A 13,132-nucleotide genomic window follows, 5' to 3' on the forward strand; every position below is an offset into this window, starting at 1 on the left:
AGTGGTAGTATTGGCAGTCGTCGTGGCCGTGTTCGGATTAGCGATGCTTCCGGTCGGGCAGGCGGCTCAGGTCTCCGATGTGACCGTCGACGAGGGGAGCGTAACCGTTGCACCCGACTCCAACGAGGAGACGACGACGAATGAGATCACGATCAGTACCGACGGAGAAGATGGAACGGTTAGCCCCAGTGTGAGAATAACAGAGACTCCGTCGGGCATAGATGTCGATTCCACCGACCCCGGAGAAATCGAGGCTGGCGACTCGGATACCGCAGAGTTGACGATTACCGTCGCCGCCGACGCGGACAGCGGAACGGTCGAGGGTGATGTCGACGGTGTGGCGTTCTCCTTCGACGTCACCGTGGATAACCCGCCGCTCGCCGAGATCGATGACGATTCGCTGGATCTCGGTGACGCGTTGGTCGGCGAAACCGAGTCCGGCGAGATCGTCGTCGAAGAAGTCGGCGGTGATCAGGGACTCGACGGCGTCGACTGGGAAGTGGTCAACGACGACTTCGACGGTGATCTCTCGCTCACCGATATGGATGGAAGCGGCTTTGGTGAGGGGTCGATCGAGACGACGCCCGGTGGCGAGGACACCGCTCAGTGGGAGGTTACCGTCGATGACAGCGTCGACCAGCACGAAACGCTTGAGTGGACGGTCGAACTCTCCGACCAAAGCACGCAGGCGACCCGCGAAGTCGACGTCGAAGCTCGAGTGATCTATCCCGCCGAGTACGGCGAGATCGAACTCGACGCCGCCGGCATTCGGCCACACCCCGAGTTCGTCTTCGACGAGCCGCGCGACCAAAACGACGAGCTCACACAGACGTTCGAGTTCGATCTCACCAACGACGGAGATCTCCCGCTCGAGCCCTCCGACGTGTCGGCATCGTCGTCCGAAGCGGGACTCTCGATCACCGTGGGAGATCTTCCGGACGAGATCGAAGGCCAGTCGAGCGAAACCGTCGAGGTGACCGTGACCGCCGACACCGATCTCGAGGAGGGCGAGTACGACTTCTCCATGTCGGCGAGCGCCGAAGACTTCGACATCGACGACGAAACGTACGACGAGGACCTCGAGATCAGTCACGAGGCCGAACTCGGCGTCGAGCACACCGTTTCGATAGGAGATGTGCCGATCGGGGAGAGCGAACAGGTTGCTACCGAGATCGGTGAAGAACTCGGTTACTACGACGTGTCCAACCTCGAGATCACGCTGGACGAGGGACCCGATAGCTGGCTCGAACTCGAAGAGTCGCCGACGGAGCTCGAGGCCGGCGACGCGAGCCAAGCCGTATTCGAACTCGAGTTCGATACCGAAGCCGATCTTGGAACCGACTACGAGTGGCAGTACGAGGTCGAGGGGGACGATGTCGAATCGGAGACGATAACGGTCATCGCGTCGCCGGTTCCGCTGGACCTCGATCCGATTCGGAACGACCTCTCGAACCACGACGGAACGGTCGCATCGGACACGCTCGAGATCGTCGACGCGATGGACGACGAGATGGAAACAGCAGACGCGGGCGACGTCTCGCTGGTCCTGAGCTTCGGGAGTTCATCGACGCTGTACCTCGAATCGATGGCTGACGCCACCGAGCTGATAGAGAACGGCGAGCACGACGACGCCCAACGCGAAGTCGTTCAGGCTGCGGCCGCGTACAACACCATGGCGCTCTACGCAGAGCAGTTCGAAAGCGCAGAGTATCGCTCGGACAGCGAAGCCGTCCTCGCGGAGGCGGAAACCGATCTCGAGGAGTTGACCGATACCCAAGACGCCCACTACGAAGAGCGCCTCGAGTCGGGCGAACGCTCTCTCCTCGAAGCGGCGACGATTCATCGAGAGCTGTCGCGCATCGCGCTGCTTCAGGGAGACGAAGACCGTGCCGACGAACACCAAGACGACGCCGACGAGGCATTCGAGGCCTACAGCGAGTCTGTTTCGGAGGGGGAAACTGCAGCTCAAGAGGCCGAGGAAACGTGGACGGCGATGGAGGACGACCAGTTCGTGACGGTTGCCGGACAGCCCCTACTGTTGAACCCCGCGAACTACGACGCGGTCACCCGGCAGAGTGAGGAGCTCCGCGATCAGTACGAGGCGGCGACGGCAGCCCTCAACGACGCGGGCGAGACGAGTCGCGCCGATTCGGTGGCCTCCGAACGCGACGAGCGCCTCGCGACCCTCGGAACCGCCCAACTGTCACTCGTTGTCGCGACCGGCATCTACGGACTGGTCACGGTCGGAATCGTCATCCGAACTGCGAGGAGAATGTACGTCTACGTCCAGGACACTCGCGAGTCAGTCAGCGGCGATTTCCTGTTGTAACCTCGGGACACCGTCGCGGGCTCCGTTTTCGAGTGGAAAGAGAGTACAAACGGACTGTTGCTCGAATGCTGTTGAGCATCGTTCGCAGAAATGCAAGGAGGGAGCCAACGACTTCAGTCGTTGGGGGAATCCGACTTGCGACCGACGAACAGCGTCGTCGACACGATTCGGTCCACGAGGCGACGCTTACCGCGTTCGAAACGACGTCGAGAGTGACGGTGGTAATTCCGGACCGGTCCCGGACGATCCCTCGAGGCGATCGATCGACCACGCCGACAGGTGCTCGTCGGACCAGTTCGCCTCCTCGTCGACGGCCGGCCCAGACGCTCGAACGCTGTACTCCTGTTCGGTGTCGTCGACCGTGTAGCGAACCGCGGCATCGAACGTCGGTTCGTCCACGTCCGGGCGCAGGTCGACGAAGTGCTCGATCCAGTCGCCAGCCTCTAACAGCTCTCGGTGGGCCGGCGAATAAAACGTCTCGTTGATCGGGTCACCCGTCGCGTCCACCGACACGTTCGATACCGCGCGATCGCTCTGATTTTCGAAGACGAGGACGACGGATCCGTACTCGCCAGCGGCCCGGGTCTCCGAACCGATCTCGCACCCGAGTAACACCTCGCTCGTGTCCGCTTCCGAGTCGGCCTCGGACGGACGATCAATCGGTGAGACGGCCGCAAGCGCGTCGATCGTCTCCTCGGACCCATCGTCGTCTCGAACCGCGATCGATACCTCGAGTGCATCAGCGTTCGACGGTGTACTATCCGTCGGTATCGTCAGCGTAGAAAGACCGCCGGCCTCGAGTCGCTTCCCGACTGACTCCTGGTGGTCTCCGACCACGAGCCCGAGAAGCTGGCAGCCTCGCGGACGGTGGTTCTCGAGTTCCAGACCGACTGTTCCGTCCGTCGGGTCGACAGCCGCTCTAACGTCGATCCCGTCCCCAGCGACCTCGAGCGTGCGTTCGGGGATTCGATCGACAACGGTTCCGTTTACCTCGATCGTCGCTGACGGCAACACGAGTTCGTCACTCGAACCGACGGCGACGGCCCGCGAGAGTGCGACAGTCGCGCCCGGTTCCAGCGGTCCGAGATCGATGCGTTCGTCATCGGCAACGACCGTGACCGCGTTCTCGGAGTCACCGCCGTTCTGGACGGAAATCCGATCGCGGACGACGTGGCCGACGGCCGGAGCGTCACCGTCGATCTCTCGCGTTGCAGTGATCGAGCCGCCAGTCGAAGGCGACGCGGTCGACGGCTGACTGCCCTCGAACGCGTTCGAGTCAGGTTCAGCGGACTCGTTTTCCGCTGGTTTGGACGATACGGCGTCACCCACATCGACCGTCGAACGGGTCTCCGAAGGAGCGTCGGTATCGGGGTTGTCGTCCGTCGGGGTCGAGGTCGGCGTGTCTGGCGGTTCAGACCGGTTTCCAGCCGCAGTGGCAGCCGTAGTTCGCTCGTCCTCCGGTTCGAGACGATCGGTCGAGCCGGTTCGGTCCACACCACCGACGCTACTGCGGTCGCGACGGTCACCGGTCGGCCCGGCGGGCCCGGCGGATGTCGTAAACAGCCCCGATCCGCGAACGGACGCCTGCTCGGCGACATCGATCGAATTAAACCCGATTCGAGCGGTGCCCGACTCGTACTGTGGAACGACGAGTATCACGTCGTCGTCCGCGATGGTTACCGGCGTTCGAACCCGACCAGCACCGGGAAGTTCGATCACGAGCTGGTCGACGATTGTGACGCTGTCAGAACCCGTGACAGTCGCGTGTAGCGCGTCACCGTTCGATTCGATATCGATAGCCGGCGGCGACGGGAGCGTACACGTCGGCGCGTGTTCCCGAGATCGGTCGCCGACCGAGACCTCGATCCCGGCAGTTACGCGTCGTTCGGGTTCGTACGGCCGCGTAACCGTCGTCGTCCACTGTTCGCCGGCTCGCAGATCGGTTCCCGAACCGGTCTCGAGAACCCGTACCGAGTCGAGCGCCCCGTCACCGACGTTGTCGACGGTAAGCGTCAGTTCGGCGACTCCATCCTCGATCACCGTCGGCTCGAGTCCGATCGCAACGCTCGGAATCTCGGTCGCGGTATCCTCGACCGAGATCGATTCCTGCTGGACCACCGAGCCCTCGATAGCAACGTCGACCTCGGCTCGTCCAGTCGACTGGACTGACGTGACTGGAAACGCGACCGACGTCGTTTCGCCCGGGCCGACGGAGACCGGACGCTCGTTCGGTGACAACGTACACGCCGAGACATCGACGTCGAGAGTGAGCGCTCGCTCGCGATCCGACGGATTCGTAACCTCGATATCGATCGTTTCACCGACCTCGACGAAATCAGTCGTGACCGCAATTTGGACCTGTTCTCGACGGAGAGCGTACGTCGAGACCGTTCCGTCGCGAATCGTACAGGCAACCGATCCATCGGTTGCCGCGTAAACGTCGCCACTCGAGAGATCGGTGACGGGGTCCGTCGATCCATCAGAACTGATCGCTTGAATCCCGGTAGCCGTATCCGCCAGCACCGATGTCTGACCGGCCGGCGACACGTGGGTCGTCTCGAGATCGGTGTCCCACCGTGAGTCCCCACTCGGTACGTCGAGTCCGACCAGACGATCGTTCTGGAGGGCTGCGACGACGACATCCTCACAGTATCCGACGCTTCTGATAACGGCCGCGAGGTCTCGGTCGAATTCGATTTCGCCACCGCTCGAGACCGCGGTGAGAAACGACCAGGTGGCGATCAGAAAGCCGGACGGCACGGCGACGAGCGTATCGTCGGGACCGCCAGGGCGCGTCCGCTCCACGTCGAACCGGTCCTGACCGGTCGGAACGTCGATAGCGCGGAATCGATCCGGTCCGAGGATGCCACAGCAGTCGCCGTCGACGGTTGCAGCGATCGCGTGCGCATCCTCGATCGGCCGCTGCCAGATTTGGTTTCCATCGCGCGAGTATGCAGTCAGGTCGCCCTGCGAGAGGACGAGTATTCGGTCGGCAACGGCGACGTCGACGATACGGTCACCGTGGCTGATCCCGTCCAGTTGTGTCTCTGTCACGATCTCGAGGTGGTCGTCGATTCCGATCGCGATAACCGACTCACCGATACCGACGGCCTCGACGCGACCGCTCTCGAACGACGTGATCGATTGATAACTACTGGCCATCTGGGTCACCACCGTGAGCGCTATCACCGTCACTGCGGCGACCAGTTACAGGCTCCTCTTGGCCCGCGTGACGGCTAGTCGGCTCCGATCCATTTCCGGATGAATCCTCCGGCCCATAACTGGCTGGACCGTCGTCGCCAGCCGCTGTCGAATCGCCGCCGAACAGTTGTTCGAGTGACGACGGGCCGTTGCCGAGTTGCATTCCCAGTCGGTCGGCCTGTTCCTCGACGTATCGACGGAGTTCGGGGTAGCCTTCGAGGTCGTCGATCTTCGTTCGAACACTCGCGACGTACTGGCGGATCGTCTTGGGTTCAGTCCCCTCGAGTCGCTCGAGGAAGTAGTCGGTATCGGGGTCGATCGGCTCCCGGTCGGAGAGATACACGCTCTCGACGAACTCCCGCTGCAGTTCGCTGCCGAGAACGCGGTCGGCGATCTCCGCCGGTGTGTATCCCTCCGAGGCCGAACCGAGTCGATCGTATCCGATGTCGTCCGTGCCGGTCATCGACGAGAGATGCTTGCGCCAGACCTCGGCCATCACCTCTTTGTCGGGTTGGGGGATGAACTGCTGGATCGGAAATCGTCGAGTGGCTGCCGGATCGATGGTGAACGGCATGTTCGTCGCCCCGATCACGAGCAGGTTGTCTTCGATCTCGTTCATCTCCTGTAAGAAGGCGTTGGTCAGCGAGCGCTCGTGCCGTTGCAGCGAGTCGTCCCCGCGATCGGGAATTAAGGTATCGACCTCGTCGAAAAAGAGGACGGCGAACCCCTCCTGGGCGATCCCGTGAGCTTTCTCGAAGATCGCTTCGACGCGTTTCTCGGATTCGCCGGAGTACTTCGAGAGGACGTCGCTTCCTTTGATCTCTAGGAATTTAACTTCGCCGTAGCTGTCCTCGATGTTCGAGTTGTACTTCGCCTCGTAGGCGATCGCCTCCGAGATCAGTGTCTTTCCACACCCCGGCGGCCCGTAGAGTAACATGCTGTTCCCCCGGGAGGCGAACTCGTCGCCGTAGCGGTCGACGACCTCGTCCCGGACGTCGGGATCGAACAGCGCCAGCAGATTCTCTGCGGTTCGCTTGACTGTCGGGAGCCCCGCCACGTCCTCTTCGAAGCTGACGGTCGGTTTCTTCGGCTCGAGAGAAACCTGGACCGCTTCGTCATCGCTGGCCCCCTCTTCACCGCGGCCCGCGGGACCGCCGCGGCTCGCTGCGTTTCTGGTAGCCCGCAGTTCTCGGAGTTCGCCGGCATCGATGAACTCGAGGTCAGTATTAGGGGTTACCCGCAACGTGTTGTAATCCGACGGCTCCAGCGAAGCGACCTCGAACGTCGTTAAGCTGTCACCTTTTGGCACGACTTCCTCCATCGGGTGAAGCAGATAGTTGTTCTCGCGAAGGAACGGTTCGAGTTCGTCCGGAGCGAGTTCGCTCGTATGGATCTTCGCCGAGGAGCACTCGACGACGTCACGTTTGGCCGCGTCGGGATCGACGAGAAAGTCCTTACCACGATCGATCCCCCCGAACACGGTCTTTACATTCCGGTGCATCCGGACCTTGTTTCCGATTCCGTCGACGATCGTATCGTCGATCGGTTCGACGTAGAAAAACGCCCGGCGGTCGTTGTGACGGATCTCGACCATGTCGGTGTTCGGTCCGACTTTTTTGGCTCCGATTTTGATGCGGGACGTCGGCTGATCTCGTTTCAGTATTGGCGTCAGATTAAGCATTGTGATCGCTCCCTAACTGTGTCGTGGCCCGTTCGATCGTGGATAACAGTTCAGCCTGGCGCTGGTCGGTCCGCCTGTGAACGTATCTGGAATCTGCGACGGCACGACGAATAACGAATACCAACGTCTCGAGCATCTCGACGACCGTACCACAGTCGGCCCGCAGTGCCCGATCGCTTTCGGCGACTCGAACGCGGCGTTCGACCCGCCTGAAATCCTCGAGGATTTCGTCGAGGTGCTCGAGAAGCGTCTCGATGACCGGATGCCAGTTATCCGCGTACGGTGCGATCGACGAGAGCGGAACGATCACCCACGAGTCGACGGTCTCGAGTCGGTCGTCGGTCGTAACCCGATCGACAGTCTCCGAATCGAACAGTTCGATCGGCGCCGACCCTCGCTCGTAGCTTGTTTCGAGCACCCGACGAACGAGGTCGTCCCGTCGCGAGTGAGTATCGGTCGCTCCCCCGCCCTGAAAACCGCCATCAGGACGGTACTCGAGCGATTTTCGTTCGGTGTCCGTCCCGCCACTACGACTCGGATCGCCCTCGGTCCGCGGCGGGAACGGTGCCCCGGCGCGCAACAGTTCAGCGAGGTCGAGAAGTACGTCTATCGTCTCGTCGATCCGCCGAGAGGGGTCGGTATCCGAGAACGTTCGCACGGCGAGAAGTCGGTCCCCCTGTTCGTCGACCCGGCGAACCCCCTGTAGCAACGAGTCTGCGCGCATCCTACGACATCTCGAGTTCGGTCGGTTCGGTTTCCGCGTCCTCCTGTACGGCGTCGCCGGCGGTCTGTTGGGCTACCTCGCCGACACCGTCGATTCCGCCGAGCACGTCGTCGACCAAACTATCGACCTCGTGGTCTGGCGTTTCCGAAATCGCCTCCTCGATGCCGCCGACACCCGCGAGTTGAGTCGTCAGTTCGCCCATGTTGTCGACGATGTTCATCGCCTCATCCGGAAACGTCTGCTTTTTGAGCGCCTGGGTGCGGACCTGCTCGCGCTTGTTCGCAAGCGTGGTTTTGGCGGATTTGAGCATCTCGATGTTGTCGGCGAGTCTGTCGGCTCCGCTTTCGACTTTCTTGGCCAAGTTCTCCTGATCGGCCTCCTTCATCTTCTGGTGATAGATTAGCTTTCGTTTGAGTTGCTGGAACCGCTCCTGTTCGTCTTGCGAAAGCGTCGACGGATCGCTCGGAACGCCGGCACCGTCGCCGAGGCTTTTGAGTTCCTGGGCCGTTTCCTCCAGGTGTTCGTCGATCTGTCCCGACTCCTGATCGATATCAGCCATTCGGTTTTCGAGTTTTTCTTTGGCACCGTTGACTCGATCGATCGTCTCGGTGATCTTTTCGACGCAGGCGTCGATCGCCGCCGCCCAGTTGAGGACCATTCGACCGTTTATTTCATCGGGGTTCTCGCTCGGGTTGCGCAGCATCACGACCTCGCCGTGTTGGAGGTCTAGAATGTCTTCGTCAGCGAAAAACTCGATGAGCGCCTCGGCCTGTTGTTGGCTGGTAACGATGTCGCCGTCCTCGTCGCTAGCCGACGCGAGCGTCTCGATCGCCTGTCGTCTGTCGATCCGACCGTTCCCCTCCTTGAGTTCCATCGATCCCAGAAGATCGGACTTGATAATGGCTCGAATAGCCCGTTCCCACTCGCCTTCGACATCGTCGCCGTCGATCCAGCGTGCGTCCAGTCGAACCGACTCGTTCGTCTGGTTAACCGGATCCGCGATTACGTATTCCTGCCCGTCACTTTCGATGCGTTCGAACTTGTATTTTTGAGACATTTTCGAGTCGTTGAATCGTTTGATATCAGTTCCGCGTTAGTTACTCCGCCATACCGCCGAACTCCTCCTCGTTGACGAGCGATCGATACCGCTCCCGAACCGCGTCGCGGACGTACTCGTTGACCGCCGTCGAGTTACTGACCTGTAACTCCGCGAAGTGGTCGTCGGCCAGTTCGACCCACTCTGGAAGCGTTCCGGGCAGTTGATCCTCCTCGGCTTTCAGATTGGTACGGACTCGCCTGGCGTGATCCTCGACGATATCTTCGAATGGACCGGTCGCTTCGACCATCTCTCGTCCCTCCTCGAGACCGAGCTCGTCGAGTAACGTGTTTCGAGTCCCCTCGAGGATTTCCCGGCGAACGCTTCGAGCCTGCGAAAGGACATCGAACTGGCTGTCTATCTCGTTTTTGACGATCTGTTCGAACTCGTCGATTCGGAGCACGTAACTCGACTCTTCGAACTCAGTTTCGATGGCGTCAGCGATCTCTTCGCCGAGATACCGAGCGTACTCGTCGATCGCTTCCTCGACCAGATACTCGCCGTCGAGATCGACGATGTACCCCTCTCGGTCGAGATATCGAATCACGTCGGAGGTCGCATCCACATCGATGACGCTCTCGAGATCGTTGTGGGCGATTTTTCCGTTCGAAGCTTCCCGCTCGAGTCGAGAATCCAGGCCGACGTCGTCGGCGTGCTCTTTGAGCTGCGGGCCGATAGTGTAGTAATCGCGCTTGCCCGCGGTGATCCGCCGAACGTAGTTTCTCTCGGCGAGTTCGTCGGCGAAAAACTCCATGTCATCGATAGCGAGCGAAAACCGCGAGCGGAGCGTCTCGCCGGTGACGACGAGGCGCTGTCCGAACAGATTGGTTAGCTCGCGGGTAATGTTCATGTTCCCCTTGACACCGAACGGATCGACGTAGAAGATGCCGTCGCGCAACTGTTCTAGATCGACGAACTCGTCCGCGGACATCTCGACTAGCGCTTTGCGCATATCGCTCGAGGACAGTGAGCGCGCGTTGACGAGACCGACATCGGCGTTCTCGTACGCGGATTTGATCTCCCCTTTCTGATCGGAGACGTACACAAATCCGTAGTTGTTCTGTGCGATGTCCCGACACACGTCCTCCAGGACATCGGTGTCGACCGGCAAGAGTGTCATTGCATCGTGATTTATATGCTCTCATACTAAACCTTGCGACCGAATAGATTCATTTCCCACCACTGAGCGGCTATTTCAACCAATTTCCGGAATATCACTTCGTGTAGAACGCCGGGGGAGCAAGACCGCGATTCGTGCCAACTATCGTCGACAATCGATTCGGTTCGACGCATAGTCAGTCGAGAATGGCAGCTATCCTATCAGTGATCGATACGGAGACTGCGGTGATTTCCCCTCCGCGGTTTCACGCGACCCGCTCGAGCACTGCCTCCCGAACCCCGGCGGCCGAATCGACGACCTCGTCCGCCGGCGAGTAATCGATATCTCCGTGGGCGTCGATCCGGTAGGCGACGACGACCGTCCCCGCTCGAGCCGCCGCCTCGATACCGTTTTCTGAATCCTCGACGACGACACAGTCCTCGGCCGGGACGCCGACCTCGTCGGCCGCGTGCTCGAAGACGTCGGGTTCCGGCTTGCTCGCCGCATCGATGTCGTCGGCGCTGATCACGCGGTCGAACTCGCCCTCGAGGTCGAAGCGCTTGAGGACCATGCCGATCCAGTCGTGCGGCGAGGAGGAGACGACTGCGGTCGGGATATTCTCCTCGTTCAATTGCTCGAGTAACTCGTGCGTCCCGTCCAGGAGGTCGACACGCTCGGTGTAGATCTCCTCGGCGGCCTCGTTGAAGCGCTCGATCCACTCCTCGCGAGTGATGGCGGTTCCGTACTCGTCCTCGAGGTATTCGTAGATATCGCGGAAGTTCATCCCGCTGGTTTCGGCGAGATCGACATCGTCGTCGGGAACGGCGTCGGGGAAGAGGTCTTCACGCTCGAACTCGACCCAGTAGTCCTCGCTGTCGACGAGGACGCCATCCATATCGAACAAGACTGCGCTCATGTGGGCTGGCTACCCGGTCGTCACGGATAGCCGTTTGGCAAGCAGTCGGTTTCGAGCTGAAACCGCCCCAACTACCCGCTCGAGAGACCGGTACGATTATGCCCCGCGTATTTGATGACTGGTAGTAACTCGCACATATTCGTGTCGGGAACGGTGGCGATAGACGCTCCGTCGTGGCCGAGCCGAAACGACGTCTCGTTGGGCGAGAGCGGCTACCGGGAGAACGCATGATTCAGGGTTTCGAACCGTACCTCTGGCTGAACGTCGTCGGCGTCGTACTGTTCAGTGCGATCGCGGTCGTGGCGTGGCGTCACCGCGAGCAGCCTGCAGGGCTCCCTCTCGTCGTGTTCAGTCTCGCCAGCGCGGGCTGGGCGATCGTTCCCGACCTCGCGTTCGTCGCGCTCGGCATCAGCTGGGTCTACTGGGGAACGATCCTCGGCTACGTCTTCATCGACCTGCTCGTCGTCGCCTGGCTTTACATCGCCGTCGAGTACTCGAGTCGCGAGCTGGCGTGGCTGCCGTCGATGCTTCCAGTGCTAGTGGCGGTCCCTCTCATCGATCAGTTCGCTCAGTGGACGAATCCGTATCACGGACTGTTCTACGCGACGCTCGAGGTCGTCGAACCGGGACCGCTGTTCCACGTCCACGCACTACTGGCGACCCTCGCAATCGTCGCGGGACTCGCGCTCGTCCTCGACGAGTACCGGCGTTCCCGGGGCATCTACCGTCGGCAAGCCCTCGCGATGGCCTGGGCGATGGCCCTGTTCGTCCTCACGACGGTCGCCTACATCACCGACCTCGCTCCCGGCGGCTCGAGCGTGTTCTCGATCACCGGACCGGTCGTCGGCGGCGTCTTCCTGTGGGCGCTCTTCTACGCCGACTTCCTGGAGGTCGCACCCGTCGCTCGCCAGACGCTCGTCGACAGCATGAGCGACGGCGTGGTCGCACTCGATACACAGGGTCGCATTATCGAACTCAATCGGGCCGCACAGGACATCCTCGAGGTCGAATCCGCCGTCGTCGGCCGTCCGGGTGATACCGTCTTCGACACCTTCCCGGTACTCCGAGATCACGTCGGTGCGGGGGTCGAAACGACGACGGAGTGTACCGTCGAGCGGATCGGCGAGACGAGACACTACGACCTGCGAATCTCACCCGTCTACACCGACCCGAGAACGCTATCCACCCGACTGATGGGCCGCCCCGAGGAGTACGTCGGCGACGTCGTCGCCATCCGCGACGTAACCGACGGTCGGCGCAAGGAACTGGCGCTCGAGCGAACGAACCGACAGCTCGATCAGTTCACTCGGTTCGTCAGCCACGACCTTCGAAGTCCGCTTGGCATCGCCTCGAGCTACCTCGAGTTCGCCCAGGAGACGGGCGACGACGAGGACTTCGAGGCGGTGCGCGACCGACTCGAGCGGATGGACACGATCCTCGACGATCTCCTGGGGCTCGCCAGGCTCCACGGAAAGAGCGTCGAGCGCGAACCGTGTCAGCTGACGGCGGTCGCACGCTCCGCCTGGAATCACGTCGACACCACCGGGGCATCGCTCACGCTCGCAGACGATCTGACGCTTTCCGCCGACGACGCCTACCTGCACAACGTGTTCGAGAACCTCTTCCGGAACGCTGTCGAACACGGTTCGACAAGCCCTGCTTCGCAAGCTCAGCAGGACGCCGTGGAGCACAGCTCCACGAGCCCACGGTCGCAAACTCCCGGGGACGCCGTGGAGCACAGCTCCACGAGCCCTCGGTCGCAAACTCCCGAGGACGCCGTGGAACACAGCTCCGCAAGCAGTCGACCCCAGGCCGACAACGGTCTCGAGCACGACAGCGAGACCGTCACGATCGAAGTTGGCGCACTCGAGGACGGAACCGGCTTTTACGTCGCGGACGACGGTCCGGGAATTCCCCCTGGGATGGAGACTGCGATCCTCGAGCAGGGGTACTCGACGAAGCACGACGGGACCGGGCTAGGGCTGTCGATCGTTCAAACGATCGTCGACGCTCACGGCTGGACGCTTCGCGTTGGGGAAAGCGAGAGCGGCGGTGCCCGCTTCGAGATCGAGACCTGAAAATTCGA

8 protein-coding genes are annotated in these 13,132 nt (G+C 61.5%); 2 read left to right on the forward strand and 6 right to left on the reverse strand.

What is annotated here, in order from left to right:
- Position 1: 1 nt before the first annotated feature.
- A complete protein-coding gene (locus NATTI_RS0106900; RefSeq protein WP_241434271.1) occupies positions 2–2,329 on the forward strand; it encodes a hypothetical protein in 2,328 nt (775 codons plus the stop codon).
- A 186-nt stretch (positions 2,330–2,515) separates the two neighbouring features.
- Here NATTI_RS0106900 and NATTI_RS0106905 read toward each other — a convergent pair whose 3' ends face one another.
- The 6 genes from NATTI_RS0106905 to NATTI_RS0106930 all read right to left on the reverse strand — a co-directional run bounded on the left by NATTI_RS0106905 (position 2,516) and on the right by NATTI_RS0106930 (position 11,046).
- Entirely contained in the window at positions 2,516–5,491 is a 2,976-nt protein-coding gene (locus NATTI_RS0106905; protein WP_006088662.1) for a hypothetical protein, read from the reverse strand.
- Entirely contained in the window at positions 5,481–7,211 is a 1,731-nt protein-coding gene (locus NATTI_RS0106910; protein WP_006088663.1) for an ATP-binding protein, read from the reverse strand. The genes NATTI_RS0106905 and NATTI_RS0106910 overlap by 11 nt, the downstream gene beginning before the upstream one ends.
- Entirely contained in the window at positions 7,204–7,935 is a 732-nt protein-coding gene (locus NATTI_RS0106915) for a hypothetical protein (RefSeq protein WP_006088664.1), read from the reverse strand. Before NATTI_RS0106915 ends, NATTI_RS0106910 begins: the two co-directional genes overlap by 8 nt.
- 1 nt (position 7,936) lies before the next feature.
- Positions 7,937–8,992, reverse strand: a complete 1,056-nt coding sequence (locus NATTI_RS0106920) for a hypothetical protein (protein WP_006088665.1) — start codon at positions 8,990–8,992, stop codon at positions 7,937–7,939.
- 40 nt (positions 8,993–9,032) lie between these two features.
- The gene (locus NATTI_RS0106925) at positions 9,033–10,151 is read right to left on the reverse strand and encodes a hypothetical protein (RefSeq protein ID WP_006088666.1); all 1,119 of its coding nucleotides are present in this window, start codon (positions 10,149–10,151) and stop codon (positions 9,033–9,035) included.
- A 244-nt stretch (positions 10,152–10,395) separates the two neighbouring features.
- The gene (locus tag NATTI_RS0106930; RefSeq protein ID WP_006088667.1) at positions 10,396–11,046 is read right to left on the reverse strand and encodes an HAD family hydrolase; all 651 of its coding nucleotides are present in this window, start codon (positions 11,044–11,046) and stop codon (positions 10,396–10,398) included.
- Positions 11,047–11,273: 227 nt separating this feature from the next.
- Here NATTI_RS0106930 and NATTI_RS0106935 point away from each other — a divergent pair, with 227 nt between their 5' ends.
- Positions 11,274–13,124 carry a histidine kinase N-terminal 7TM domain-containing protein gene (locus NATTI_RS0106935; RefSeq protein WP_006088668.1) on the forward strand — a complete coding sequence of 617 codons (1,851 nt, stop codon included), beginning with the start codon at positions 11,274–11,276 and terminating at the stop codon, positions 13,122–13,124.
- The last annotated feature ends 8 nt before the right edge of the window (positions 13,125–13,132 follow it).

Source organism: Natronorubrum tibetense GA33, assembly GCF_000383975.1.
Taxonomy (GTDB): Archaea; Halobacteriota; Halobacteria; order Halobacteriales; family Natrialbaceae; genus Natronorubrum; species Natronorubrum tibetense.